We start from the raw sequence: 25,800 nt of genomic DNA, 5'->3' as shown, positions 1-25,800 counted from the left end.
GATGCGCCCGAGGGAATCGGAAGGCAGTCGCCGAAGGCGACAACGACGATGACGAAGGGGCAGTCCGGAGCGAAGGCTCCGGACCGCAATCGTAGCCCCGCGCGCCCCAGGCCGACGCCACGCCGGGCGTCTTAAGAACCACAATCGACCCCTAAAACACCCGCCAAGCGCCACAAGAACCGCAATCGACACCCAAAACACCCGCCGAGCGCCACCAGAACCGCAACCGACACCCGCCCCCGACTTTCGCCGAAAATCGATGCGCCGGCCGGCTGAAAACCTCACATCCGCCGCCCATCACCTTCGACAGCCACCACATCATCCCCGCCAAGCGCCTGATAAACCGTGACCTGATTCACCAACCGATTCAGCATATTCTCATCGCTGGCCACCTCAGCCACCCGCCGTTTCTCCTGCGCATCCAGCCAATCCCGCAGCGGCACCGCCCCCGCCCGATACCTGACTTCGTACAGCCGCTCAGCCTCCCGAGCCGCCCGCAACGACAGATCCAGCTGCTCAGCACGAATCGACAATTGCGTCCGATTCGACAGCGCATTCTCCACATCCGCCATCGCCTGGTACAGCGCCTGCCGGAACGTCACCACCCGCTCCTCAAAATCCGCTTTCGAAATCCGGATATTGAGCTGCATCTGGTTCCATTGCAGAAATGGCAACGTCAACCCCGCCCCCAACGTCCCGATCGGATTCTTCAACACATCCGACAACGTCGGGCTAGAACTCCCCAACGCCCCCGTCAACGTCACCGGCGGATAAAAGCTAGCCCGCGTCGCATCCACGGTAGCCAGCGACTCCCGCAACCGCAGCTCCGCCGCCCGCAGATCCGGCCGCCGCCCCAGCAACTCCGCTGGCACCCCCGCCCGCGCCTCCGGCAACGCACTCGACGGCAACCGCATCGGATCCGCCGTAATGCGATCCGGCGGCCCATCGAACAGAATCGTCAACGCATTGATGTACTCCACCCGTTGCTGCACCAGCAACGCATGCGCCGCCTCCTGGCTGGCAACCGTCTGCTCCGCCTCGGCCAACTCCAGCGCCGACGCCCCGCCCGCCGCGTACTGCGCCCGCACCAGATCCTGCGTGCGCCGCGCGTAGGCAATGCTCTCCTCGCTGCTGGCGATGCGTTGGTTGATGAACGCCGTCTGCCAATACAACGTCGCCGTCGTCCCCACCAGCGACAGCGCCGCGGCCTGGCGGTCCTGCTCCGTCGCCAGCGCCTCCCACTGCGCCGCATCCCGCTGGCGCGCCAGCTTGCCCCACAGATCCACCTGATAGCTCACCGTCAGCTCGGCCGAATTGGCCCGCGTGATCGCGCGATCCCCATACAGATTGCGCACCCGAGACACGTTCGCGTCCCCGCCAAACTGCGGCATCAGCTGATCATCCGCCAATCCCGCCTGATACTGCGCCCGCCGCACCCGGATCGCCGCCGCCGCCAGATCGTTGTTGCGCGCCAGCGCCGTCTCCACCAACCTGTTCAGCACCGGATCATCGAAATTGCGCCACCAGTCGCCTCCATCGGCCAGCGAAGCCTGCGCGCCCGCATCAGCGCCCGCCCCCGCATAAGTCCAGGACGCCGGCACACTTACCGCCGGCCGCTCGTAATCCGTACGCAGCAGACCGCACCCGCCCAGCGCCAGCAACAGCGCCACGCCCAGCGGTTTGCACACAAGAGAAACTGCTTTCATCTTCCTCATTCCCGGGCCAACGCCTCGACGGGATCCAGGCGCGCCGCGTTGCGCGCCGGCAGATAGCCAAAAATCACACCGATCAGCGTCGAGCACGTGAATGCCGCCACCATCGATGCCGTGGAATAGATCATCTGGAACGAGCCGCCCGTCGCCTTGCTGACCAGCACGCCCAAGCCCAGCGACAACAGGATGCCCACCGCCCCGCCGATCAGGCACACCAGCACCGCCTCGATCAGGAACTGCTGCATGATGTCGCTGCGCCGCGCGCCCACCGCCATCCGCACCCCGATCTCGCGCGTGCGTTCGGTCACCGACACCAGCATGATGTTCATCACCCCGATCCCCCCCACCATCAGCGAAATCAGCGCGATCAGCGACACCAGCAGCGTCATCGTCGCCGTCGTGCGCTCGATCGTCTTGCGCACCGCATCCGTGTTGAACACGAAAAAGTCCTTCACTACGTGCCGGCGCGTCAGCACCCGCACGATGGCCTGTTCGGCGGCGGCCGGCGGCGTTGCGTCGTTCACGCGCACCGTGATGCTCTTCAGGTGCTGCTGCCCCAGCACCCGCGACAGCGCCGTCGTATAGGGAATCCACACGTTCAGCGAATCATTGCTGCCAAAGACGGTGTCCTTCTTCTGCGTCACCCCGATCACGCGCGCCGGCATCGACCCAAGGAAGATCACCTGCCCGATGGGCTCCGTATGCGACCCGAACAGCGCACGCCGCGTGCCCTCGTCGATCACCACTTCCTGCGCACGGCGCGCCACGCTCGTCTCGTCAAAGAACTTGCCCTCGGCCAGCTTGATCGCGCGCACCCGGAAGTATTGATCGCCCACGCCCTGGATCGACCCATTCACCGACACGTTGCGGTAACGCAGCGTATTGCTCGTGCCCACTTCCGGCGTCACGCTGTCCACATACGACTCGCGCGCCAACGCCTCGGCATCCGCCGCCACCAGCGTGCGGATGTTCACCGCCTTCTCGTCGCCGAAATCCTTACCCGGAAAAACCTCAACCGTGTTCGTGCCGATTGCGCTGATGTCTTCCAGGATCTTGCGCCGCGAGCCCTCGCCCAGCGCCACCACCGACACCACCGCCGCAATGCCGATGATGATGCCCAGCATCGTCAGCGACGTGCGCAGCCGATGCGCGTTCATCGCCAGCAGCGCCATGCGCAGCGCCTCGCCGCAGCGGTCCAGATACGCCTGCCAGGCCGGCCGCTGGGCCATCGCCGGGGCCTCGTCCAATGCCGTCTGATGGCGGGGCGCGTCCGGATTGCGCTTGTCCGCGACGATCTCGCCGTCACTGATCTCGATGATGCGCTGCGCGTGGCGCGCCACGTTCATATCGTGCGTGACGATGATGATCGTGTGTCCCGCCGCGTTCAGTTCTTCCAGGATGCGCAGCACCTCCTGGCCCGTATGCGTGTCCAGCGCGCCCGTGGGCTCGTCGGCCAGGATGATGTCGCCGCCGTTCATCAGCGCCCGCGCGATACTCACGCGCTGCTGCTGACCGCCGGACAACTGGCCGGGCCGGTGCTCCGAACGATCGGCCAGGCCCAGCCGCGCCAGCAAGGCCGAAGCCCGTTCCAGCCGCGCCTCGCGGCGCTTGCCCGCGTAGACGGCCGGAACCTCCACGTTGCCCTGCGCGCTCAGGTCCGCCAGCAGGTGATAGCGCTGGAAGATGAACCCGAAGTGCTCCCGGCGCAGCTCTGCCAGCTCGTCCGGGTCCAGCTCGCCCGTGCTGCGGCCGTCGACCTTGTAATCGCCGCGCGTGGGCCGGTCCAGGCAGCCCAGGATGTTCATGAGCGTCGACTTGCCCGAACCGGACGCCCCCACGATCGCGACCATCTCGCCCGCCTCGATCGTCAGGTTGACGTCTTTCAGGACCGCAATCGTCTGGTCGCCCGCCGGAAACTCGCGGCGCACGCCCGACAGGGAAATGAGCGGACCGCTCATGTCAGGCTCCCGGCTTGGCGGCGGCCGGCGACGAATCCGCCGACACGACGCGTTCGCCCACCTCCAGGCCTTCCAGCACCTGCGCCTGCACATTGTTGTTCATGCCGATGCGGACCTGGCGCGTCTCGGTCTTGTTGCCGTCCAGCACCACGCGCACCTCGTAGCGCCCGTCCGCGCCGCGCTTGCCCAGCGCCGACGCCGGCACCACCACCGCCCCCTTGGCCTCGCCCAGCACGATGAAGACCTGCGCCGTCATCGAGATGCGCAGCTTCTCGTCGGGGTTGGGCACGTCGAACAGCCCGTTGTAGTAGACCGCGGCGCTGGTGGAGGTGCTGGTCGAGGACGTCAGCGACGACGCCGCGTCATCCTTCTGGATGGAATCCGGGGCCGGTTCCACCGCGCGCAGCGTGGCGCGGTAGCGCTCGTCCGGTTCGCCCAGGATCGTGAAGTAGACCGGCAGCCCGGGCTTGACCCGCGTCACGTCGGCCTCGGAGATCTGCGCCTTGATCGTCATGGTGTCCACCTGCGCCACCTTGATGATGGTGGGCGCGCTCTGGATGGAGTTGACCGTCTGGCCTTCTTTGGTCACCACCGCCACCACCATGCCGTCGATCGGCGAGACGATGCGCGTGTAACCCAGGTTGACCCGGGCCGTGTCCACCTGGATCTCGGCCTGCGCGATCTGCGCGTCCAGCGACGCGATCTCGGCACGGGTCACGGCCAGCGTGGCCTCGGCGGTTTCATAGGCCTCGCGCGAGCTGGCGTCGGCCGCCAGCATCATGCGCTGGCGCTTGAACGCCAGTTCGGCCTGCTTCAGCGTGGCGACCTTGGCCGCCCGCTCGGCGCGCCGCGTCTGCAGCGCCGCTTCGGCGTTGCGCAGCTCGTTCTGCTGGGTCAGGTCATCGATCTCGGCGACCAGTTGTCCTTTCTTGACGCGATCGCCCAGTTCCACCTTCAGGGACTTGAGCTGGCCCGTGGCCTGCGCACCGACGCTGACGCGTTCGATGGCGTCGATGGTGCCGCTGGCCAGGACGCTGTCTTCCAGGTCCGCGCGGGACACCTCGGCCACGGCGAAGGTAGGCGGCGGCGGCGCCGAAAAGAATGCGGCGCGCGCACCGAAGACAAGAAGCAGGAGGATGACGGCTATCAGGACGTAGCGCTTGAACTTGCTGCGGGACTTTTTCATTGAACCTGGACGATGGGAACGGCAAGGCGCCACGGGCGGCGCCGGTAATGCTGCAAACAAGCGGCGTAATTCGCAGGTGAATTGCGCCGGGCGGACGTGTTCCGTTGCGTGAACGATACAACGATCCCAGGACGGTTGCGGAACCGTTTTACCGCACCTGCCGCGAACGTGCCGTCATCTTGCCGAATAAGCGCGAGACTTGTCCGGTAGAGACCGTTAACTTCGCAATGTGACTAGTCACTGTCCGCTGCAGCGCAAAATCGCATCGCCTCGACATAGCCGGACGTTACGAACAGAATGAATGCAGTTAAGCCGTGTCTACCTCCAACAGATCCCCCTCCTCGCCATCCAGTTCCCCGGAATTTTCCGGGGCGGTGCTTTTGTGCCTGCTGGCAATGATGAATCATGTGGCGCTGACCGGGGGACGGATCACCGTTTCCCTGACGGCGCTTCAGATGGGGCTGTCCACATTCACGGTGGGCACGCTGGTGGCGGTGTTTGCCGTGCTGCCCATGCTGTTTTCGGTCCGCGCGGGTCGCTGGGTGGACCGGGTCGGCATCGTCCGTCCGCTGTTCATCGGCACCACATTGGTGGCCTTCGGCACGCTACTCCCCTCTATTTCACAAACCCAGTCCGCGCTGCTGGTGGCGTCCTGCTGCATCGGCATCGGCTTCATGCTGCATCAGGTCGCCACGCAGGATCTGCTGGGACACGCCGAACCCGAAAAGCGGCTGCGCAATTTCTCGTTCATGTCATTGGCCCTGGCAGGGTCGGGATTTTCCGGTCCTTTGATCGCCGGTCTGGCCATTGACCACCTGGGTACGCGCACGGCCTTCGGCCTCCTCGCCGTCGGGCCCCTGCTCTCGGGAATCGGCCTGTATGCGCTGCGCCATCAGTTGAAGGCCGTCGACGCTGCCATCACCGGCGTGCGAGAGGCCCAGCGCCGCCGGGTGACCGAATTGCTCGCCGTGCCCGCCTTGCGCCGTGTCCTGATGGTGAACACCATCCTGTCCGGCGCGTGGGATACCCACCTGTTCGTCGTACCGATCTTCGGCGTGGCGATTGGCTTGTCCGCCACCACCATCGGCGTCATTCTTGCGTCATTCGCGGCGGCAACTTTCGTTATCCGGCTGGCTTTGCCGCTGATCCAGCGCCGGGTGCGATCCTGGACACTGGTGCGCGTGGCCATGGCCACCGCGGCGATCGACTTTGTGCTTTACCCGCTGTTCACCGACGTTACTGTCCTGATCGTGCTGTCTTTCATCCTGGGACTGGCGCTGGGCTGTTGCCAACCCAGCATGCTGTCCCTGCTGCACCAATACTCGCCGCCGGGCCGCGCCGCCGAAGCCGTGGGCCTGCGCATGGCGCTGATCAACGGCTCGCAGGTGTCCCTGCCGTTGACCTTCGGCGCGCTGGGTGCGGTAATTGGCGTTGCCCCGCTTTTCTGGGCCTATTCCGTGGCGCTGATGGCCGGGGGCTGGGCCAATCGAAATCCTCCGCACGAGCCTGAACGGAAAACGTAGTTGTGAACAAGCAGTCCTCCCCCTCCGACATCTCCGGCGCGTCCCTGCCCTTCCGGCTCTGGACGGCAGAAGAACGCCAAGCCTCGCTCGACGATGCGCTCCAACACTGGCAGGCCGGGGAAGACGTATGGGTATTCGGGTACGGATCCTTGATCTGGCGGCCGGATTTTGACTTCCAGGAACGGCGCCTGGCCACGCTGCGCGGCCACCACCGGGCGCTTTGCCTGTGGTCGCGGGTGAACCGCGGCACGCCCGAATGCCCCGGCCTGGTGTTTGGACTGGATCGCGGCGGTTCCTGCCGGGGTGTGGTCTACCGCCTGGCCGGCGACCAGGTCCCCAATTACTTTCCCGCCCTCTGGGAACGCGAGATGTCCACGGGCGCCTACCTGCCCCGCTGGATCAACTGCGCCACGGACGAAGGGGTCGTCCGCGCACTGGTCTTCATCATGAACCGCAGCAATCCCGCCTATATCCGCGCACTGCCCGAGCCGGAACTGCTGGAGATCGTGCGCCGCGCGGCGGGACGCTACGGCCCGTGCACGGACTATGTGGTGCAGACCGCCCAGGCCTTGCGGTCCGCCGGCATCCACGACGCCCGGCTCGACGCGATCGCACGCCGGCTGGAACTGGACGGCCACCCGCTGCCCGAAGGTCCCTGACGCCCACGGGGCAAGCAGGCGCGGCGAACTTGCCCGGGGCCTGCGCGGGGTCAATGAGGGGCCGGTCTTCCAGGCGGTATAAACTCCCTGTTATCAACGCTGAACCCCTAAGACCATGTCCGTCTCTGATCTGCGTCAAAGCTACGAAAAGAATGTGCTCCTGGAAAGCCAGGCCGCCCGCTCCCCGTTCGAGCAATTCACCCGCTGGTTCGACGAGGCCCTCGCGGCCAAGGTGCCCGAACCCAACGCCATGACCCTGGCGACGGTGGATGCCAGCGGCCAGCCCAGCGCCCGCATCGTCCTCGTCAAGGGCTTTGACGACCAAGGCTTCACGTTCTTCACCAATTACGAATCGCGCAAGGGCCTGGATCTGCTGGCCGAACCGCGCGCCAGCCTGCTGTTCTTCTGGCAGCCGCTGGAGCGCCAGGTCCGCATCGAGGGCGTGGTGGAAAAAGTGGCCGCCGAAGAGTCGGACGCCTACTATCACAGCCGCCCCGCCGGGTCGCGCATCGGCGCCTGGGCTTCGCGCCAGAGCCAGCCCATCACCCGCGAAGAACTGGAAGCCCGTGAAAAGGAATTCCGCGAACGCTTCGGCGAACAGCCGCCGCGTCCGCCGCACTGGGGCGGCTACCGTTTGAAGCCCACCGCCTTTGAGTTCTGGCAGGGCCGGCCGTCCCGCCTGCACGACCGCCTGCGCTACGTCGCGGACGGCGCGGACTGGAAGATCGAACGCCTGTCTCCCTGATACAGGCGCCCCCGACGCGGGGCGTCTCCACGCCGGGCGCCTCCCGCGCCCGACCGAACTGTCTACTGCATGTCCGCCTCCTCCCCTGATTTCGATTCCGTCTTCTTTCGCACCGCATTGGGCCGTTACGCCACCGGCGTGACGGTCGTGACGACCGCCGGCCAGGACGGCGCGCCCATCGGCCTGACGGTCAGCTCGTTCAATTCGGTCTCGCTGAACCCGCCGCTGGTGCTGTGGAGCCTGTCGCTGGGCTCCTCGTCGCTGGAGGCCTTCGAACAGTGCGAGCGCTACGTGGTAAACGTGCTGAGCGCGGATCAGATCGCGCTGGCGCGGCGCTTCGCGACCGGCAAGACGCCGGACCGCTATGCCGGACTGCAGGTGCATTACGCGCCGGGCGGCACGCCGATGCTGGACGGCCACTGCGCCGCGTGGTTCGAGTGCCGCAACCGCAGCCGCTATGTCGAAGGAGATCACGTCATCATGGTCGGAGAAGTCGAACGTTGCGGTCATAGCGGCGAGCCTCCGCTGGTGTTTCACGCTGGCGGATTCGACCTGACGCCGGCCGGCACGCGCGCCGAGAAGGCCAAATCATGAGCGTCGACGTCGATTGCGTCGTCATCGGCGCCGGCGTGGTCGGGCTGGCAATCGCCCGCGCGCTGGCCCAATCCGGCCGCGAGGTGCTGGTGGCCGAGGCCACCGAGGCCATCGGCACCGGCACCAGCTCGCGCAACTCCGAAGTCATCCACGCCGGCATCTATTACCCCGCCGGCAGCCTGAAGGCGCGGCTATGCGTGCGCGGCAAGCATCTGCTGTACGCGTACTGTGCCGAGCGCGGCGTGCCGCACAAGCGGCTGGGCAAGCTCATCGTCGCCACCAGCCCCGAACAGGCCACGCAGCTGGAAGGCATCGCCCAGCGCGCCCGTGCCAACGGCGTGGACGACCTGCAGTACATCTCGGGCGAAGAAGCCATGCGCCTTGAGCCCGCGCTGCAATGCACCGCCGCGCTGGTGTCGCCGTCCACCGGCATCGTGGACAGCCACGCGCTGATGCTGTCCTTTCAGGGCGACGCCGAAAACGCGGGCGCCCAATGCGTCTTCCATACGCCGCTCGTGTCAGGGCGTGTGCGTCCTGAAGGCGGCTTTGAACTGCAGTTCGGCGGCGATGACGCCATGCAACTGACCTGCAACGTGCTGATCAACTCGGCCGGCCTGCAGGCGCCCGCCCTGGCGCGGCGCATCGAAGGCGTGCCGGCAGACAGCATCCCCACCGATTACCTGTGCAAGGGCAGCTATTTCACGCTGTCCGGGCGCGCGCCGTTTTCGCGCCTGATTTATCCCGTGCCCCAGCATGCCGGCCTGGGCGTGCACCTGACGCTGGACATGGGCGGCCAGGCCAAGTTCGGCCCCGACACCGAATGGGTCGGGACCGAGGACTACACGCTGGACCCATCCCGCGCCGAGGTGTTCTACGAAGCCGTCCGCACCTACTGGCCAGCGTTGCCGGACGACGCGCTGGCGCCCGGTTACACGGGCATCCGGCCCAAGATCTCGGGCCCGCACGAGCCGGCCGCAGACTTCGTCATCGCCGGCCCCGCCATGCATGGCGTGCCGGGCCTGGTGAACCTGTTCGGCATCGAATCCCCCGGGCTGACCTCCAGCCTGGCCCTGGCGGAAGAAACCCTGGCGCGCCTGTCCGCCTGATCTCCGCCCGCTCCCTCTTTCTTATTCATCCAATTCCGCCATGCAGCACAACGACTACATCCTGACCCTGTCCTGCCCCGACCGCACCGGCATCGTCTACCGCGTCAGCGGCCTGTTGTTCGAACTGGGTTGCAACATCCTGGATTCGCAGCAGTTCGGCGACGAAGAGACCGGCCGGTTCTTTCTGCGCGTGCACTTCGACCTGCCGGTCGGCGCCTCCGCCGATGACCTGCGCACCCGCCTGGACGCCATGTCCGCCGACTACGGCATGGAACTGAAGCTGCACGACGCGCGCCGCAAGGAACGCCTGCTCATCATGGTCAGCAAGCAGGGCCACTGCCTGAACGATCTGCTGTTCCGCGTGCACAGCGGCCATCTGCATGCCGAAGTGGCCGCCATCGTCTCGAATCACAACGACTACGCCGGCCTGGCCGCCACCTACAACATTCCGTTCCACCACCTGCCGGTCACGCCCGATACCAAGCTGGAACAGGAAAAGCAGGTGCTCAAGATCGTCGACGAGGCGAACATCGACCTGGTCGTGCTGGCGCGCTACATGCAGATCCTGTCCGCCGACATGTGCCGCGCGCTGACCGGACGCGCGATCAACATCCACCACAGCTTCCTGCCCAGCTTCAAGGGCGCACGCCCCTACCACCAGGCGCATGCGCGCGGCGTGAAGATCATCGGCGCCACGGCCCACTACGTCACCTCGGACCTGGACGAAGGCCCGATCATCGACCAGGACATCGAACGCGTCGACCACACGATGACCGCCCAGGACCTGACCCAGGTGGGCAGCGACATCGAATCCCTGGTGCTGTCTCGCGCCGTGCGCAGCCACGTCGAACACCGCATCCTGCTGAACCGCAACAAGACCGTCGTGTTCCGCTGATCCTCACGCCTTTGACGGGACCGCGGCGGGCGGTTGCAACGGCGGAAACGCCTGGGCCACCAACGCCACCGCGCGCTCCTGCAAGGGCGAACGCGCCGCATCGGGCCAGATCACCTGGCTGATCGAGCGCGCTTCGTGTTCAAACGCAATGAACCGCGTGCCCGCCAGCCCGCTGCGCGACAGGCACGCCGGCACGATCGACACCCCCAATCCCTGCGACACCAGCGACGCCACGCTCAGCCAGTGGCGCACCTCGTGCCGGATCGCCGGCATGAAGCCGGCCGACACGCACATGGCCAGCACCGTCTCGTAATAGCTGGGCGAGGCCGCCCGCGCGAAAAAGACAAAGTCATCCTCCGCCAGCTCCGCCAGCCGCAGCGTCGTGCGCTGCGCGAGCGGATGCGCGTCCGGCAGACACACGACGAACGGCTCGGCCATCAGATCACGCGCCTGCACGCCGTCCGGCACCGGATTGGCGTGGATGAAGCCCAGGTCCTGCTCGCCGCGCCGCACCGCCTCGATCTGATCATGTGAGTTCAGTTCGGTCAGCACGTGCTCCACGTCGGGCAGTTCCGTGCGCATGGCGCTCAGCAGCGCGGGCAGGCCCCGATACAGCATCGACCCCACGAAGCCGATGCGCAGCCGGCCCCGCAGGCCCGCGTCCACCTGGCGCACCAGCGTGCGGACCTCTTCAGCCTGGCGCAGCAGAATCAGGGCCTCGTGGTAGAGCGCCTGGCCGGCGTCGGTCAGCTCGACATGCCGGCTGGTGCGGGCCAAGAGGCGCGCGCCGATGTTCTCTTCCAGCTGGCGGATCGCGTAGCTGAGCGGCGGCTGCGAGATGTGCAGACGCGCCGCCGCGCGGCTGAAATGGCGCTCTTCGGCCACGGCGATGAAGTAGCGCAGCAGCCGGGGTTCCAAGTCCATGCGTCCCTCCTTAAGGCATATCTATATTTTTTTTGGATTGATCTACAACAAAACAGTATTTGAATAGATAAATCAAGGCCCTCACCATAGGACATCTCCCCGTTCGACCCGGATGCCGCCATGGATACCCCTGCATTCCCCCTTGCCGCCACCGCCACGCCCGTCCCGGATTCCCGAGGGCTGAACCTGTTCAGCGCCGACCCATACGCCGAGGCGCTGAGCCGACGCTACCTGCCGCCCGCCCTGCACGCGCATCTGTTGCCGCACCTGAGCCGGCTGGGCGAACTGGCAGGCGGGGTGATGGACGAACTGGCTTCCGTGGCCGACAAGCATCCGCCCACGCTGTCCGTGCGCACCCGGGCCGGCACGGACGAGTCCCGCATCGACAAGCATCCGGCCTACGTCGAACTGGAACGCCTGGCCTACAGCGAATTCGGTCTGGCCGCCCTGTCCCACCGGGGCGGTGTGCTCGGCTGGCCCGAGCCCATGCCCGCCGCCGCCAAATACGCGCTCAGCCATCTCTTCGTGCAGGCGGAGTTCGGCCTGTGCTGCCCGGTCAGCATGACGGACTCGCTGGCGCGCACGTTGCGCAAATTCGGCGACCCGGCACTGGTCGAGCGCGTGCTGCCGCAGGTGACGTCGCAGGACTTCGACACGCTGCGCCAGGGCGCCATGTTCATGACCGAACAGGGCGCGGGCTCGGATGTCAGCGCCACCGAAGTCACGGCGCAAGCGCAGGACGACGGCACGTGGCGCATTCACGGCGACAAGTGGTTCTGCTCGAACCCCGACGCCGGCTTTGCGATGGTGCTGGCCCGCAGCGAAACGGATCCCGGCCTGAAGGGCGTGTCGCTCTTTCTGCTGCCGCGCGACCTGGCGGACGGCACGCACAATCACTACCGCATCCTGCGCCTGAAGGACAAGCTGGGCACGCGCTCCATGGCCAGCGGCGAAATCCGTCTGGAAGGCGCGGTGGCCTGGCTGGTGGGCGAACGCGGCCGCGGCTTCAAGCACATGGCCGACATGATCAACAACTCGCGCCTGTCCAACGGCATGCGCGCCGCGGGCCTGATGCGCCGCGCCGTCACCGAGGCCGTCTACGTGTCGCAGCATCGCCGCGCCTTCGGCAAGCGGCTGATCGACATGCCGCTGATGCAGCGTCAGCTCGTCAAGATGATCGTGTGGTCCGAACAGGCGCGTAGCGTCATGTTCCAGACGGCGCGCGCGCTGGCCGATGCCGATCAGGGCGCGGCGGACCCCGCGCTGGCGCGCATCCTGACACCGCTGATCAAGTTCCGCGCCTGCCGCGACGCGCGCAAGGTCACCGGCGACGCGATGGAAGTGCGCGGCGGCTGCGGCTATATCGAGGAGTTCACCGAACCCCGCTTGGTGCGCGACGCGCATCTGGGCTCCATCTGGGAAGGCACCAGCAACATCGTCGCGCTGGATGTCCTGCGCGCCATCAAGAAAGAACATTCCCTGCCCGCGCTGCGCAGCCACATCGACCGCCTGCTGGCGGACGGCGCGCCCTGCCCGCCCGAACTGGCCGATCTGCAGGCCAGCGCCCTGGAAAAGACCTACGCGCTGGCGGAACATGCCGCGCAAGGCGACCATGCCCAGCTGGCGCGCCAGGCCGCATCGCTGCTGTATCACGCGGTGTCCATGGCCGCGTTGCGCTGGGAAGCCACCGGCACGGGTCTGGAAAGCCGCGCGCGGCTGGCCGACCAGGTGCTGCTGCACCGCCTGGCGCCGCGCGATCCCTATGCCATCCCGCCTGACGAAAGCGCGGCCTGCCAGGCCATCCTGCAGTACGCGCTGTAACGCCCATCCGGCTTTTGCAGTAACCCGACGCCGGCGGCACAGCCGGCGCGCCATCCACTGGAGACATGCATGAAACGCTATTTCACCCCCCTGTTCCTGGCGGCCGCCGCCGTCATAGCGGCCACGCCGGCCGTTGCCGCAGACGCCTACCCCACTGCGCGGCCGGTCACGCTGGTCGTGCCCTTCCCGCCCGGCGGCCCCACCGACGCGCTGGCCCGCCGCCTGGCCGAAAAGCTGCGCGAGCCGCTCAAGCAGAACGTCATCGTCGAAAACCGCAGCGGCGCGGGCGGCAACATCGGCTCTGAATACGTCGCGTCCGCCAAGCCCGACGGCTACACCATTCTGTTCGGCACGTCCGGCCCGCTGGCGATCAACGTCAGCCTGTACAAGAAGCAGAACTACAACCCCGAGACCAGCTTCGCGCCCATCATCCGCATCGGCCACCTGCCCAACATCCTGGTCGTGAACCCGTCGGTGCCCGCCAACAACATGCAGGAGCTGATCGCCTACGCGCAGAAGAATCCGGACAAGCTGAGCTACGCCTCGTCCGGCAACGGCGCGTCGTCGCACCTGGCCGGCATCCTGTTCAACCGCATGGCCGGCACCAAGATCATGCACATCCCGTACAAGGGCACCGGCCCCGCGCTGAACGATCTGCTGGGCGGCCAGGTGTCGATGTCGTTCACCGACATCCTGACCGCGCTGCCCTACATCAAGGCGGGCAAGCTGCGCGCCATCGGCCTGGCCAGCGCGCAGCGTTCCGACGCGCTGCCCGAGCTGCCGACGCTGTCCGAGCAGGGGCTGAAGGGCTATGACGTCAGCGTCTTCTTCGGCATCGTCGCGCCCAAGGACACGCCGGCCGACGTGGTGAACACGCTAAACCAGGCCTTCAAGACGGCGCTGTCCGATCCCGCCATCGAGCAGACGCTGCGCATGCAGGGCATCGTCGAAGCGCAGGACAAGACGCCGCAAGGCCTGTCCACCTTCATCACCACCGAAGTCCCCAAGTGGCGCGAGCTGATCCAGAGCGCCAACGTTTCCATCGACTGACGCGAAGAATTCCATGGCTCACACCCTACCCAATGCCGGCGCTCTTGCGGGCTGCAAGGTGATCGATCTGTCACGCGTGCTGGGCGGTCCGTACTGCACGCAGATCCTGGCCGACCACGGCGCCGACGTGCTGAAGATCGAGCCGCCCGGCGGCGACGAGACGCGCGGCTGGGGCCCGCCCTTTCTGGGCGAGACGGCCTCGTACTTTGTCGGCGTGAACCGCAACAAAGACGGCATGACGCTGGACCTGTCGCAGCCCGCCGGGCAGGAACTGCTGCGCCACCTGCTGGCTGACGCCGACGTGCTGGTCGAGAACTTCAAGCCCGGCACGTTGGAAAAGTGGGGCCTGGGCTATGAAGACCTGAAGGCGGCCTTCCCCGCGCTGATCCATTGCCGCGTCAGCGGGTTCGGCTCGGACGGCCCGCTGGGCGGCTTGCCCGGCTACGACGCGTGCGCGCAGGCGATGTGCGGGCTGATGAGCGTAAACGGCGATGCGGACGGCGAAGCGACGCGCGTGGGCCTGCCGGTGGTGGACATGGTGACGGGGCTGAACGCAGCGGTGGCGATCCTGCTGGCGCTCAACGAGCGCACGCGCAGCGGGCTGGGGCAGTTCCTGGACATCACGCTGTATGACTGCGCGCTGTCGCTGCTGCACCCGCATGCGCCGAATTACTTCTACAGCGGCAAGGTGCCGCAGCGCAGCGGCAACGCGCACCCGAACATCGCGCCGTACGAAACCTTGCCAACCGCCAGCGGGCCGATCTTTCTGGCCGTGGGCAACAACCGCCAGTTTGCGATGCTGGCGCAGACGCTCGATGCGCCGGCGCTGTCGGCGGATGCGCGCTACGCCACGAATGCAGACCGCCTGCGCCATCGCCAGGCGCTGCGCGACGATCTCTCTGCGCTGCTTGCCCGCCACGAAGCCGCCGCGCTTGCCGACCAACTGCTGCGCGCCGGCGTGCCTGCCGCCGCCGTGCAGACGGTCGATCAGGCGCTCGCGCATCCGCATACGCGGCATCGCGGCATGGTGCTGGAACAGGGCGATTACAAAGGCGTGGGCTCGCCCATCAAGCTGTCGCGAACGCCCGCCACGCTGCGCAAGCTGCCGCCAGACCTGGCGCCGCCAGCCGGGCAGGACTGATCCCGCATCGATGACCCCGCACGGCGCCCGCCGGGCTTTTTTTGCTGCAGCGTTTCCGCTTGGCCAGGTGTCAGACACCCGCATATCCGGTGTCACAGGCTGACGGCCCTCTCGCCCGGGTGTCTGACACCGTCCGAAGTGGACCGCTATCCCCGCGCGCAACAACTTAGACATTTGGTTTCAGCACACCGCCCTATTGCCGCCGTAGACTTTTTTTGCATTTTGCGTCGCATCTGCACGCTTTCCCGAGCCACATAAAAAGGCGAGCCACATAAGAGGAAATAAAAGACTATGGCCACGACAGACTCACAAGACCACGGCCAGCTGAAACGGGTGATGGGCCCGAAGCTGCTTCTGCTATTCATTGTTGGCGACATCCTGGGCACCGGCGTCTACGCACTGACAGGGCAAGTGGCCGCTGAAGTCGGCGGCGCGGCCTGGCTGCCGTTCCTGGTCGCCTTCGGGGTGGCCCTGCTGACCGCGCTGTCCTACCTTGAATTGGTGACCAAGTACCCGCGCGCCGCCGGCGCCGCGCTCTACGTCCACAAGGCGTTCGGCGTGCACTTCCTGACGTTCATCGTCTGCTTTACCGTCATGTGTTCCGGCCTGACGTCGGCCGCCACCGCCTCGCAGGCCTTCGCCGCCAACCTGTTCGCCGCGATGGGCATCGAGGCCGAAAAGCACTGGATCACGCTTGGCGCGCTGGGCTTCATGACGCTGGTCATGCTGGTCAACTTTCGTGGCGCGACTGAAAGCGTTCGCGCCAACGTCGTGCTTACGCTGATCGAGCTGTCGGGTCTGCTGATGGTCATCCTGCTGGGCTTTTACGCCATCTCCGGCGGCCAGGCGGACTTCTCGCGCGTCGTCGCGTTCGACACGCCCGAGGACAAGAGCGTGTTCCTGGCCGTGACCTCGGCCACCGCGCTCGCGTTCTTCGCCATGGTCGGCTTCGAGGATTCGGTCAACATGGCCGAGGAAACGCACGATCCCAGCCGCATCTTCCCGAAGGTCATGCTGACCGGCCTGGGCATCACAGCACTCATCTATGTGCTGGTGTCCATCTGCGCCGTTGCGCTGGTGCCGGTGGGCGAACTGGCCAAGAGCAGCACGCCGCTGGTGCTGGTGGTCAAGCGCGCCGCGCCGGATCTGCCCGTGGAGTACATCATGCCGATCATCTCGATGTTCGCCGTGGCGAACTCGGCGCTGATCAACATGATGATGGCCAGCCGCCTGTTGTACGGCATGTCGCGCCAGGGCGTGCTGCCGTCGTTCCTGGCGCACGTGCACCGCAAGAACCAGACGCCGTGGACAGCCATCCTGTTCACGACGGCGCTGGCCTTCGGCCTCATCATCCTGGTCTCGCTGACCGACTCGCAGGCGATCCGCGCGCTGGGCGGCACCACCGCGTTGCTGCTGCTGGGCGTGTTCGCGTTCGTGAACGTCGCGGTGCTGGTGCTGCGGCGTGACAAGGTCAAGCACAAGCACTTTTCCATCAACCGCATCGTCCCGTGGCTGGGCGCCGCGGCCTGCCTGTTCCTGGTAACGCCGCTGACGGGCCGTGACGTGATCCAGTATCAGGTCGCCGGCTGGCTGCTGCTGCTGGGCGTGGTGATGTGGTTTGTAACCTGGCTGGCACGGCGCCGCGAGGCCAAGATGGAGCTGGATCCCTCGGCGCTGGAGTGATGCGTGGCGCCACGGCTGAGGCACCCTCAGCCGGGCGCCTCAGCCTCACGTATTGGCCGCGGCGTCTCAGCGAGGACGCCCCCCGCCGGGCCTGGCGCTGCAGCGCGGCGTCAGCCGCCCACCGCCAGCCCTTCGCGGCGCGGGTCCGCGCCGCCTTGCAGGCCCTTCGCATCGATGACGATGCCGTGGATGCCGCTGGGAAACTCGGTGATGCGCACCGGGTGGCCCATGCGCTCCAGTTCCGGCGCCAATGCTTCCAGCGCCGTGCCCTTCTCCAGTTCGGTTTCCTTGTTGCGGCTGCCCATGTTGGGCAGGTCGATTGCCGACTGAATATCGAGATTCCAGTCCAGCACGCCCACGAGCGTCTTGGCGACGTAGTTGATGATTGCGCTGCCGCCCGGCGAGCCCACCAGCACGTAAGGCTTGCCATCGCGTAGCACCATCATCGGCGCCATCGAGCTGCGCGGGCGCTTGCCCGGCTCGATGCGGTTGGCGACGAGCCGGCCTTCGGGGTCCTTGAACGACGACGAAAAATCGGTCATCTCGTTGTTCAGCAGAAAGCCCCGCACGAAGATCTTGCTGCCGAATTCGCTTTCGATGGTCGTCGTCATGGTGAGCGCGTTGCCTTGCGCGTCGACGGCCACGAGGTGGCTGGTGGACGGCAGTTCCAGCGCGTTGTCCTTGCCCAGCGACAGCAGCTTGCCTTCGGGGTCACCGGGCAGCGCGACCTTCATGCTGCGATCCGGCTGGATCAGCGCGCCGCGCGCACGCAGATAGGCGGGGTCCAGCAACGCGCGTACCGGGACGCGCACGAAGTCCGGGTCGGCCACGTAGAAATCGCGGTCGGCGAAGGCCAGCCGGCCGGCTTCCGAAAAATAATGCACCGCCTGCGCCGTGCCCGGCGCGTAGCGGCTCAGCGGAAACTGCTCCAGCTCGCCCAGCATCTGCAGGACGGCGATGGGACCGCTGCTGGGCGGACCCATGCCGCAGAGCTGGTAGCCGCGGTACGCGCCGCACACGGGATCGCGCGGCTTGGCGCGATAGTCTGCAAGATCCGCCAGGGTAAGGTCGCCCGGCTTCTCATGCTTCTGCACCGCGGCCACGATGTCGCGCGCGATATCGCCTTGGTAGAACGCGTCGGCGCCTTGCGTTGCCACCGCGCGCAGGGTGCGTGCAAATTCCGGGTTTTTCAGCACGTGGCCCACGGGCCAGGGCGTCCCGTCCGGCGCATAGAAATACGCGGCCGCCGCGGCCTGCTGCGGCAGCGCCTTGTTGCCGGCCAGCAGCGAATGCAGGCGCGGCGACACCGCAAAGCCCGCTTCCGCCAATTCAATAGCCGGCTGGAACAGGTCGGCCCAGGGCAGCTTGCCGTGCGTCTTGTGCGCCAGTTCCAGACCGCGCAACAGGCCGGGCACCGCCACCGACATGCCGTTGTTGACGGCCTGCGCAAAAGGCAGCGGTTTGCCCTCGGCATCCAGGAAGCGATCAGGCCGCGCGGCCGCGGGCGCGGTCTCGCGGCTGTCGATGGTGCGGATCTGGCCGTCCGCCGCGGAGTACAGCACCATGAACGCGCCCCCGCCGATGCCCGACGATTGCGGCTCGACCAGATTCAGCACAAGCTGCGTGGCAATGGCGGCGTCCACCACGCTGCCGCCGCGCCGCAGCATCGCTTCGCCCGCGCGGCTGGCCAGCGGGTTGGCCGACACCATCATGAAATGCGGCGCGCGCACCAGCTGGCGCGCCTGGACGCCGCTGGCGGCTTCGGGATTGATGTCCTCGGCTGCGGGCGGCGTGCGCGCCCAGCTGGCGGAAACAAATGGCAGGCCGGTTATCGCGGCGGCGAGCAGCAGGGCGGCGTGGCGGCGTAGACGCATGGATGGCTCCGGTGGTCGCCGGACATCCGGCTGGCGTCCATGATAGTCAAAGGGCGGCGCCGCTGTCGCGGTTCAACTGCAGCGGTTTCGCGGCGGTGGCATTTTCACGGCGGTAGCGGTGCCGCCCCTGTGGCGGCGCGCGGCGCGCCATCCGGCTTAGAATCGCGGTTTCGGATCACCCCCCCCCATTTCCGCGCCATGCGTCTGCGCCACATCGAGATATTCGAAGCGATCCGCCGCACCGGATCCCTGACCGAAGCCGCCGCCGCGCTGCATATTTCCCAGCCCGCCGCCAGCAAGCTGCTGGCGCATGCCGAAAGCCAGCTGGGCTTCAAGCTGTTTGACCGCGTAAAGGGCCGGCTGGTCGCCACGCGCGAGGCCGAGATCCTCACCCCCGAGATCGCGCGTCTGAGCCAGGACCTGAACAGCGTGCGCAGGCTGGCGACCAACCTGCGCGACCGGCCTCACGGCCATCTACGCCTGGGCTGCGCGCCCGCGCTTGGACTTGGCCTGTTGCCCGGCGTGGTGCGCGACAGCCGCAACGCGCAGCCCGGCATCACCTTCGATATCCACACGCACCATAGCGCCGAACTCGTGCAAGGGCTGCTGACGCGGGAGCTCGATCTGGCGATCACGTTCGACACGAACGATTATCCCGGCCTGACGCGCATGGGGCTGGGGCACACGGAACTCGTGCACCTGAGCCGCAAGCCCGGGAATGGGCCGCTAAGACTGTCGGAATTGTCTGAAACCGCGGACGCCACAGCATCCGGCGACACGCTCATCGTGCTGGACGCGGGCGACGCATCGGGCGCCCTGCTCCAACTGGCGCTGGACGCGCAGGGCCTGGCGCCGCAGGTCGCCATCCAGGTGCAGACCCATTACGTGGCCTGCGCGCTGGTCGATGCAGGCTGCGGCGACGCCATTGTCGACGCCATCACCGCGCGCGCCATGCTGCGTCCCGGCATGACCCTGCGCCGTCTGGAACCGGCGCTGCGCGTGCCGATCAGCATCATGACGCGCAACCAGGATCCGCTGTCGGCGTTGCACCGAGACCTGATCGAACGTCTGCGCACGGCGTGCGCCGCGCTGCTCGAAGGGCTAGACGCGCCCGTCTGACCAACCGCGCGCGGCCGGCAAAGCACAACGCACAAAGCAAAACGCACAACGGGCGCCCGAAGGCGCCCGTTGCGGTGTCGATTGGGGCAACCCAGGCCGCCCCGCGCAGCATCAGTCCAGCTTGATGTTCTGCTTCTTCACGACGTCCTGGGCCCAGTTGAACTGTTCCTGGATTTCCTTGGCGAACTCTTCCGGCGTGTTGCCCGACGGCGCCGAGCCTTGCTCGTCCAGCGCCTTGATGACCTTCGGGTCCTTCAGGGCCACGACGGCGGCGTCACGCAGCTTGTTCACGACTTCCATCGGCGTGCCCTTGGGCGCCAGCAGGCCATACCAGACGGGCTGGTTCAGCACCGGGAAGCCGGCGTCCTTGAAGGTCGGCACGCCCTTCATCGTGCCGATCTGCTCGGGCCAGGCGATGGCCATGGCGTTCAGCTTGCCGGCCTGGATCTGCGGCATCGAGGACGGCAGGTTGTCGAACAGGATTTCGATCTGGCCGCCGACGGCGTCAGCCAGCGCCGGGCCCGAACCCTTGTAGGGCACGTGCACGATGTCGGTGCCGGTGGCCATCTTGAACGATTCGCCCATCAGGTGCAGCACGCCGCAGGTGCCCGAGCTGCCGTACGAATACTTGCCCGGGTTCTTCTTCAGCTCTTCGATGAAGCCCTTGAAGTCCTTGGCGGGGAACTTGGGGTTCACCGCCACGACATTGGCGGTGTTGGCGAAGTTGGTGACCGGCTGGAAGTCCTTGATCGGATCGTACGGCAGGTCCTTCGGACGGCAGGCGGGGTTCACGGCCATCGTGGAGACGGTGGCGATGGACAGCGTGTAGCCGTCGGCCGGTGCGCGCGCGGCTTCGGCCGCACCGATGGCGCCGCCGGCGCCGCCCTTGTTTTCAACGACCATCGGCTGGCCGAGTTCCTGGCTCATGCGCTGCGTCACGAGGCGCGCAATGATGTCCGTGGAACCGCCAGGCGCGAACGGAACGATCACGCGGATGGCCTTGCTGGGGTACTTGTCTGCGGCGTGCGCGACCGAAACGCCCAACGTGCCGGCAGCACCGGTAGCAAGGGCGATGGCCACTGCCAGGGAGCGGACCTTATTCATAGTTGTGTTTCCTCCAAGATTGCGAGCCCGTGTGTAGACGGACCGTTGTGTGTTGTGCCCGCCTGTAGACGGACCAGCAGATAACGGTGCGGGCGCATTGCTTGTGCGCAGCGTGTCTACGCCGCATTTATAGGTTGCTTGTGGCACACGCGCCCGCCAGAATGACGGAGAATAGCAGCAAATGCTTACACCCGCATAGCGCGCCCGACGCCGCCCGGCGCCAGACGAAAAACCACTCCCTCATGTCTGTTGCACTCCTGGTTCTCCCCGATTTCATGCTGGTCGCGCTGGGTTGGGCGCTACGTCACAAACTGGGTTTCTCACGCGAGTTCTTCGCCGGCACGGAACGTCTCGTCTACTTCGTGTTGTTCCCCGCGCTGCTGTTTCAATCGATCCTGCGCACGCCCATCACGGCGGGCAACGCGGCGCTACTGCTGCAGGCCACCGCGTCGGTCATTGCCGCCGGCGTCGCGATGGCGTGGCTGGCGGGCCTGGCGCTGCGGCCCTCGTCGCTGGGTCTCGCCTCCTCCGCGCAATGCGGGTACCGCTTCAACACCTACATTGGCCTGGCGCTGTCGGCCAGCCTGGCCGGCGCGCCGGGCCAGACCGTCATGGCGCTGATCGTCGGCTTCGCAGTGCCGATGGCCAACGTCGCCGCCGTCTATGGCCTGGCGCGTCACAGCGGCGGCAACCTGCTGCGCGAACTCGCGCGCAATCCGCTGGTGATTTCCACGCTGCTCGGCCTGGCCTGCAATCTGGCGGGACTGCAGCTTCCCGGCCCCGTCGACACGGTGTTCGCGCGCTTGGGCGCGGCGGCGCTTGCGCTGGGCATCATCTGCGTGGGCGCCAGCCTGGCCTGGGAAGGCGGCAAGGGTTATGGGTCTCTGATCGCGTGGATGCTGACGGTCAAGCTTGTCGCGCTGCCCGCGGTGGCGCTGCTGGTGGCGCACCTGCTCGACCTGCCCCCGCTCGAAGCGCGCATGTTGCTGCTGTTCGCGGCGCTGCCCACGGCATCCGCGGCGTATGTGCTGGCGATGCGCATGGGCGGCGACGGCCGCATGGTCGCCGTGCTGATCTCGCTGGGCACGTTGTTTTCAGCGGTCACGATCCCGATGTGGCTGCTCGTGGCGGGCGGCTAGCCCGCTCACAAGAAAAATGGCCGCCCTTTGCGGGGCGGCCATATTCATGGGACCGGCGGCGCGGGCCGGCGTGTGACGTTTACGACGGCTTGTGCGCGTTCGTCATCGAGCCCGGCACGACCCATTCGGCAAACTGCGCTTCGGTCACAAAGCCCAGCGCCAGCGCCGATTCCTTCAGCGACAGGCCTTCCTTGTGCGCCTTCTTGGCGATCTGCGCGGCCTTGTCGTAGCCGATGTGCGGATTCAGCGCGGTCACCAGCATCAGCGAACGGTCCACCAGTTCCGCGATGCGCTCGTGGTTGGGCTCGATGCCCGCGGCGCAATGCTGGTCGAAGCTGGCCATGCCGTCCGTGAGCAGACGCACCGATTGCAGGAAGTTGTGGATCACCAGCGGCTTGTAGACGTTCAGCTCGAAGTTGCCGCTGGCGCCGCCGATGTTGATGGCCACGTCGTTGCCCATGACCTGTGCGGCCAGCATCGTGATGGCTTCGCACTGCGTCGGGTTGACCTTGCCCGGCATGATCGAGCTGCCCGGCTCGTTCTCGGGGATGCTGATCTCGCCCAGGCCCGAACGTGGACCGCTCGACAGCCAGCGCACGTCGTTGGCGATCTTCATGAGGCCCGCCGCCAGCGACTTCAGCGCGCCGTGCGCGAACAGCAGCGCTTCGTGCGACGCCAGCGCCTGGAACTTGTTGGGCGCCGAGACAAACGCCGTGCCGGTAGCGTGGGCCAGTTCGGCCGACACCTTGGGGCTGAATTGCGGATGGGCGTTCAGGCCGGTGCCCACTGCCGTGCCGCCGATGGCCAGTTGGTGCAGCCCGGGCAGCGTGGCGCGGATCTGCTGTTCGGCCAGATCCAGCTGCGCCACGTAGCCGGACAGTTCCTGGCCCAGCGTCAGCGGCGTGGCGTCCTGCAGGTGGGTGCGGCCGATCTTGACGATGTCGTAGAACTTGGCGCTCTTGGCCGCCAGCGTGGCGCGCAGGGCCTTCAGCGACGGCAGCAGGCGGTGTTCGACTTCCACGGCGGCCGCCACGTGCATCGCGGTCGGGAAGGTGTCGTTCGACGATTGTCCGCGGTTGACGTGGTCGTTCGGGTGCACCTTGCGCTCTTCGCCGCGCACGCCGCCCAGCAATTCCGAGGCGCGGTTGGCCAGCACCTCGTTCATGTTCATGTTGCTTTGCGTGCCCGATCCGGTCTGCCAGACGGACAGCGGAAACTCGTTGGGCCACTTGCCCGCGACGACTTCATCAGCGGCGCGCATGATCGCGTCGGCGATCTTGGGGTCCAGCTCGCCCAGGTCGGCATTGACCTTGGCCGCCGCGCGCTTGAGCCTTGCCATCGCATTGACCAGCGGCTCCGGCATCTTCTCGGTGGAAATCGCGAAGAAATGCAGGGAGCGCTGCGTCTGCGCCCCCCACAGGTGGTCTTCCGGCACCTCGATGGGGCCAAAGGTGTCTTTTTCGATGCGGGTCTTCATGGCGCGTACAACTCCGTGGCGGCGTCAGTCGCGTGCGGCGAAAAGCCGCAAAGTCGCGACATTATTGAGAATAGCAATCGTTATAGGTTAGCAGAAACCCGCGTTCCTATAATTGCTCCCATCTGTGCTCCGATCCTCGTTTTTTACCACTGCTCCCGCGCCATGTCCGCCCCCCTTGCCACCCTGACCCTGCACCTGCCCGACGAAGCCGCCACCGAGGCGCTGGCGCGCCAGCTTGCCCCGATGGTCACCGGCGCCAAAACCGGCCTGCCAGGCGCATGTATTCATCTTCGGGGGGACCTCGGGGCAGGAAAGACGGCCTTCTCCAGGGCATTGTTGCGGGAAAGCGGCATCACAGGCCGAATCAAGAGTCCAAGCTACGCGCTGCTTGAATCCTATAAAGTTTCTAACTTATACTTCTATCACCTTGATTTTTATAGATTTAGTGATTCGCGCGAATGGTTGGACGCAGGATTCCGGGATCTACTGCGTGACGAAGCAGTCGTTTTGATCGAATGGCCGGAGCGGGCGGAGGGTCTTTTGCCCCCGCCCGACCTGCTGATCTGCCTGGACTATGCAGGCGACGGACGTGACGCCAGCCTGACCGCGTACACCGCTCGAGGACAAACATGGTTGAACGCGATTGTCCCCCCGCCCCTGACGGCGCCCTCCCCTCGGCAGGCGCCACCCGCCGACGCCTGATCAGCGTCGCCGCCACCCTGCTCGTCCTGCCGGTCGTGCCAAGGCTGGCGCAGGCTGCAACGATCCTGGCTGTCCGGACCTGGCCGGCAGACGAATACACCCGGGTCACGCTGGAACTCGACAGCGAACTCAAGGCCGAACAATTCACCCTTGAAAATCCCCACCGCCTGGTGGTCGATATCGAGGGACTGACCCTCAGCGCGGCACTAAACGACCTGGTTTCGAAGGTCCGGCCCGACGATCCCTACATCCAGAGCCTGCGCGTGGCGCAGAACCGTCCGAACGTGGTGCGGCTGGTGTTCGACCTGAAGCAGCCCGTGGCGCCGCAGGTGTTCACGCTCAAGCCGGTGGCCGATTACCAGTACCGCCTGGTGCTCGACCTGTATCCCAAGATCGCGCAGGATCCGCTGATCGCGATCCTGAACAAATCCAGCGGTCCCGACGTGGACGATCCGCTGGCGCGCATCCTCGAAGACATCCAGCGCAATCCGGTGACCCGCGCGGATCCGCCCGAGCCGCCGCGCGTGCGCGGCCAGCAGCCCGCGCCCGCACTACCCACCCCGCCCAAGCCCCCCGCCACCGCCAGCCGCGGCAAGCCGCGCATGCTGACCATCGCGCTGGACCCCGGCCACGGCGGCGAAGACCCGGGCGCCATCGGCAAATCCGGGCTGCGCGAAAAAGACGTGGTCCTGCGCATCGCGCGGCGCCTGAAGGCGCTGATAGACAGCCAGCCCTACATGCGCGCCTACCTGACGCGCGACGACGATTACTTCGTGCCCCTGCATGTGCGCGTGCAAAAGGCGCGCCGCGTGCATGCAGACCTGTTCATCTCGATCCACGCGGACGCCTGGGTCAAGCCCTCGGCCAACGGCTCGTCGGTGTTTGCGCTGTCCCAGCGCGGCGCCACCAGCGCGCAGGCCCGTTGGATGGCCGACAAGGAAAACGCGGCCGACCTGATCGGCGGCGTCAACCTGGGCAGCCACGATCGCCAGGTCGCGAAAGTGCTGCTGGACCTGTCCACCACGGCCCAGATCAATGACTCGCTCAAGGTTGGCAACGCCTTCCTGGACGAGATCAAGAAGATCAACCGCCTGCACAAGAACAGCGTCGAGCAGGCCGGCTTTGCCGTGCTGAAGGCGCCGGACATCCCGTCGGTGCTGGTCGAAACCGCCTTCATCAGCAATCCGCAAGAAGAAGCGCTGCTGCGCAGCTCCTCGCACCAAGACAAGCTGGCGCAGGCCATGATGACCGGCATCCAGCGCTACTTCACGGCCAATCCGCCGCTGGCTCGTTTGGGCGATCTGAGCTAGCCGGGATTCGGCCCCGCGCTTGGACCCATTTCAGGGTCCACAAAAAAAGGCTATGCACCTTCCGGCGCATAGCCTTTT

General features: G+C 66.5%; 21 protein-coding genes. 14 read left to right on the top strand and 7 right to left on the bottom strand.

Annotation, left to right across the window (positions count from 1 at the left end; translation table 11 throughout):
• Positions 1–281: 281 nt before the first annotated feature.
• Genes AB3147_RS04880 through AB3147_RS04870 form a run of 3 tightly spaced genes read right to left on the bottom strand, consistent with a single transcriptional unit; the run spans position 282 to position 4,856 of the window.
• Positions 282–1,706, bottom strand: coding sequence for an efflux transporter outer membrane subunit (locus tag AB3147_RS04880; protein ID WP_367351497.1), 1,425 nt, complete (start codon positions 1,704–1,706; stop codon positions 282–284).
• 5 nt (positions 1,707–1,711) lie between these two features.
• Positions 1,712–3,670 (bottom strand): MacB family efflux pump subunit, encoded by a 1,959-nt coding sequence (locus AB3147_RS04875; RefSeq protein ID WP_175123247.1) that lies wholly within the window; start codon positions 3,668–3,670, stop codon positions 1,712–1,714.
• A 1-nt stretch (position 3,671) separates the two neighbouring features.
• Positions 3,672–4,856: an efflux RND transporter periplasmic adaptor subunit gene (locus AB3147_RS04870; protein WP_218344945.1), complete on the bottom strand. Its 1,185-nt coding sequence runs from the start codon at positions 4,854–4,856 to the stop codon at positions 3,672–3,674.
• A gap of 314 nt (positions 4,857–5,170) precedes the next feature.
• On the opposite strand from AB3147_RS04870, the gene AB3147_RS04865 reads away from it, so the two are divergent.
• The 6 genes from AB3147_RS04865 (at position 5,171) to purU (ending at position 10,378) form a co-directional block, all read left to right on the top strand.
• Entirely contained in the window at positions 5,171–6,379 is a 1,209-nt protein-coding gene (locus AB3147_RS04865; RefSeq protein WP_367351496.1) for an MFS transporter, read from the top strand.
• 2 nt (positions 6,380–6,381) lie between these two features.
• A complete protein-coding gene (locus AB3147_RS04860) occupies positions 6,382–7,038 on the top strand; it encodes a gamma-glutamylcyclotransferase (RefSeq protein ID WP_367351495.1) in 657 nt (218 codons plus the stop codon).
• 115 nt (positions 7,039–7,153) lie between these two features.
• The gene (gene pdxH, locus AB3147_RS04855) at positions 7,154–7,783 is read left to right on the top strand and encodes a pyridoxamine 5'-phosphate oxidase (RefSeq protein WP_367351494.1); all 630 of its coding nucleotides are present in this window, start codon (positions 7,154–7,156) and stop codon (positions 7,781–7,783) included.
• Positions 7,784–7,852: 69 nt separating this feature from the next.
• A complete protein-coding gene (locus AB3147_RS04850; RefSeq protein ID WP_175138841.1) occupies positions 7,853–8,377 on the top strand; it encodes a flavin reductase family protein in 525 nt (174 codons plus the stop codon).
• The gene (locus AB3147_RS04845) at positions 8,374–9,483 is read left to right on the top strand and encodes an NAD(P)/FAD-dependent oxidoreductase (protein WP_367351493.1); all 1,110 of its coding nucleotides are present in this window, start codon (positions 8,374–8,376) and stop codon (positions 9,481–9,483) included. The genes AB3147_RS04850 and AB3147_RS04845 overlap by 4 nt, the downstream gene beginning before the upstream one ends.
• A gap of 40 nt (positions 9,484–9,523) precedes the next feature.
• Positions 9,524–10,378: a formyltetrahydrofolate deformylase gene (purU, locus tag AB3147_RS04840; protein ID WP_175138843.1), complete on the top strand. Its 855-nt coding sequence runs from the start codon at positions 9,524–9,526 to the stop codon at positions 10,376–10,378.
• Positions 10,379–10,381: 3 nt separating this feature from the next.
• Here purU and AB3147_RS04835 read toward each other — a convergent pair whose 3' ends face one another.
• Positions 10,382–11,302: a LysR family transcriptional regulator gene (locus AB3147_RS04835; protein ID WP_175123254.1), complete on the bottom strand. Its 921-nt coding sequence runs from the start codon at positions 11,300–11,302 to the stop codon at positions 10,382–10,384.
• A 120-nt stretch (positions 11,303–11,422) separates the two neighbouring features.
• Between AB3147_RS04835 and AB3147_RS04830 the strand changes: the two genes are divergently transcribed.
• The 4 genes from AB3147_RS04830 (at position 11,423) to AB3147_RS04815 (ending at position 16,997) form a co-directional block, all read left to right on the top strand.
• A complete protein-coding gene (locus tag AB3147_RS04830) occupies positions 11,423–13,123 on the top strand; it encodes an acyl-CoA dehydrogenase family protein (protein ID WP_239215433.1) in 1,701 nt (566 codons plus the stop codon).
• A gap of 69 nt (positions 13,124–13,192) precedes the next feature.
• Positions 13,193–14,173 carry a Bug family tripartite tricarboxylate transporter substrate binding protein gene (locus AB3147_RS04825; RefSeq protein WP_367351492.1) on the top strand — a complete coding sequence of 327 codons (981 nt, stop codon included), beginning with the start codon at positions 13,193–13,195 and terminating at the stop codon, positions 14,171–14,173.
• A 13-nt stretch (positions 14,174–14,186) separates the two neighbouring features.
• Positions 14,187–15,314, top strand: coding sequence for a CaiB/BaiF CoA transferase family protein (locus tag AB3147_RS04820; RefSeq protein WP_218344950.1), 1,128 nt, complete (start codon positions 14,187–14,189; stop codon positions 15,312–15,314).
• 291 nt (positions 15,315–15,605) lie between these two features.
• A complete protein-coding gene (locus tag AB3147_RS04815; RefSeq protein WP_175123258.1) occupies positions 15,606–16,997 on the top strand; it encodes an APC family permease in 1,392 nt (463 codons plus the stop codon).
• A gap of 110 nt (positions 16,998–17,107) precedes the next feature.
• Here the strand turns inward: AB3147_RS04815 and ggt are convergent, their stop codons facing one another.
• Positions 17,108–18,871 (bottom strand): gamma-glutamyltransferase, encoded by a 1,764-nt coding sequence (ggt, locus tag AB3147_RS04810; protein ID WP_367351491.1) that lies wholly within the window; start codon positions 18,869–18,871, stop codon positions 17,108–17,110.
• Positions 18,872–19,069: 198 nt separating this feature from the next.
• Here ggt and AB3147_RS04805 point away from each other — a divergent pair, with 198 nt between their 5' ends.
• Positions 19,070–19,990 carry a LysR family transcriptional regulator gene (locus tag AB3147_RS04805; RefSeq protein WP_218344953.1) on the top strand — a complete coding sequence of 307 codons (921 nt, stop codon included), beginning with the start codon at positions 19,070–19,072 and terminating at the stop codon, positions 19,988–19,990.
• 111 nt (positions 19,991–20,101) lie between these two features.
• Here the strand turns inward: AB3147_RS04805 and AB3147_RS04800 are convergent, their stop codons facing one another.
• A complete protein-coding gene (locus AB3147_RS04800; protein ID WP_218344954.1) occupies positions 20,102–21,094 on the bottom strand; it encodes a tripartite tricarboxylate transporter substrate binding protein BugE in 993 nt (330 codons plus the stop codon).
• A gap of 242 nt (positions 21,095–21,336) precedes the next feature.
• On the opposite strand from AB3147_RS04800, the gene AB3147_RS04795 reads away from it, so the two are divergent.
• Entirely contained in the window at positions 21,337–22,233 is an 897-nt protein-coding gene (locus tag AB3147_RS04795) for an AEC family transporter (protein ID WP_313067424.1), read from the top strand.
• A 79-nt stretch (positions 22,234–22,312) separates the two neighbouring features.
• On the opposite strand, the gene fumC is transcribed toward AB3147_RS04795, so the two are convergent.
• Positions 22,313–23,710: a class II fumarate hydratase gene (fumC, locus tag AB3147_RS04790; RefSeq protein ID WP_175123263.1), complete on the bottom strand. Its 1,398-nt coding sequence runs from the start codon at positions 23,708–23,710 to the stop codon at positions 22,313–22,315.
• Between the two features lie 162 nt (positions 23,711–23,872).
• On the opposite strand from fumC, the gene tsaE reads away from it, so the two are divergent.
• Positions 23,873–24,412, top strand: a complete 540-nt coding sequence (gene tsaE / locus AB3147_RS04785; RefSeq protein WP_175123264.1) for a tRNA (adenosine(37)-N6)-threonylcarbamoyltransferase complex ATPase subunit type 1 TsaE — start codon at positions 23,873–23,875, stop codon at positions 24,410–24,412.
• Entirely contained in the window at positions 24,340–25,722 is a 1,383-nt protein-coding gene (locus tag AB3147_RS04780) for an N-acetylmuramoyl-L-alanine amidase (RefSeq protein ID WP_175138848.1), read from the top strand. The genes tsaE and AB3147_RS04780 overlap by 73 nt, the downstream gene beginning before the upstream one ends.
• The last annotated feature ends 78 nt before the right edge of the window (positions 25,723–25,800 follow it).

The sequence above is a fragment of the Achromobacter animicus genome, from assembly GCF_040775605.1.
Lineage (GTDB): Bacteria > Pseudomonadota > Gammaproteobacteria > Burkholderiales > Burkholderiaceae_B > Achromobacter > Achromobacter animicus.
This window is presented reverse-complemented; position numbering and strand designations above follow the sequence as displayed.

Bases quoted from the DNA above. Each gene is read 5' to 3' on its own strand.
- AB3147_RS04880 (WP_367351497.1), bottom strand. From the start codon at position 1,706: ATGAAAGCAGTTTCTCTTGTGTGCAAACCGCTGGGCGTGGCGCTGTTG.
- AB3147_RS04875 (WP_175123247.1), bottom strand. From the start codon at position 3,670: ATGAGCGGTCCGCTCATTTCCCTGTCGGGCGTGCGCCGCGAGTTTCCG.
- AB3147_RS04870 (WP_218344945.1), bottom strand. From the start codon at position 4,856: ATGAAAAAGTCCCGCAGCAAGTTCAAGCGCTACGTCCTGATAGCCGTC.
- pdxH (WP_367351494.1), top strand. From the start codon at position 7,154: ATGTCCGTCTCTGATCTGCGTCAAAGCTACGAAAAGAATGTGCTCCTG.
- AB3147_RS04850 (WP_175138841.1), top strand. From the start codon at position 7,853: ATGTCCGCCTCCTCCCCTGATTTCGATTCCGTCTTCTTTCGCACCGCA.
- AB3147_RS04845 (WP_367351493.1), top strand. From the start codon at position 8,374: ATGAGCGTCGACGTCGATTGCGTCGTCATCGGCGCCGGCGTGGTCGGG.
- purU (WP_175138843.1), top strand. From the start codon at position 9,524: ATGCAGCACAACGACTACATCCTGACCCTGTCCTGCCCCGACCGCACC.
- AB3147_RS04835 (WP_175123254.1), bottom strand. From the start codon at position 11,302: ATGGACTTGGAACCCCGGCTGCTGCGCTACTTCATCGCCGTGGCCGAA.
- AB3147_RS04830 (WP_239215433.1), top strand. From the start codon at position 11,423: ATGGATACCCCTGCATTCCCCCTTGCCGCCACCGCCACGCCCGTCCCG.
- AB3147_RS04825 (WP_367351492.1), top strand. From the start codon at position 13,193: ATGAAACGCTATTTCACCCCCCTGTTCCTGGCGGCCGCCGCCGTCATA.
- AB3147_RS04820 (WP_218344950.1), top strand. From the start codon at position 14,187: ATGGCTCACACCCTACCCAATGCCGGCGCTCTTGCGGGCTGCAAGGTG.
- AB3147_RS04815 (WP_175123258.1), top strand. From the start codon at position 15,606: ATGGCCACGACAGACTCACAAGACCACGGCCAGCTGAAACGGGTGATG.
- ggt (WP_367351491.1), bottom strand. From the start codon at position 18,871: ATGCGTCTACGCCGCCACGCCGCCCTGCTGCTCGCCGCCGCGATAACC.
- AB3147_RS04805 (WP_218344953.1), top strand. From the start codon at position 19,070: ATGCGTCTGCGCCACATCGAGATATTCGAAGCGATCCGCCGCACCGGA.
- AB3147_RS04800 (WP_218344954.1), bottom strand. From the start codon at position 21,094: ATGAATAAGGTCCGCTCCCTGGCAGTGGCCATCGCCCTTGCTACCGGT.
- AB3147_RS04795 (WP_313067424.1), top strand. From the start codon at position 21,337: ATGTCTGTTGCACTCCTGGTTCTCCCCGATTTCATGCTGGTCGCGCTG.
- fumC (WP_175123263.1), bottom strand. From the start codon at position 23,710: ATGAAGACCCGCATCGAAAAAGACACCTTTGGCCCCATCGAGGTGCCG.
- tsaE (WP_175123264.1), top strand. From the start codon at position 23,873: ATGTCCGCCCCCCTTGCCACCCTGACCCTGCACCTGCCCGACGAAGCC.
- AB3147_RS04780 (WP_175138848.1), top strand. From the start codon at position 24,340: ATGGTTGAACGCGATTGTCCCCCCGCCCCTGACGGCGCCCTCCCCTCG.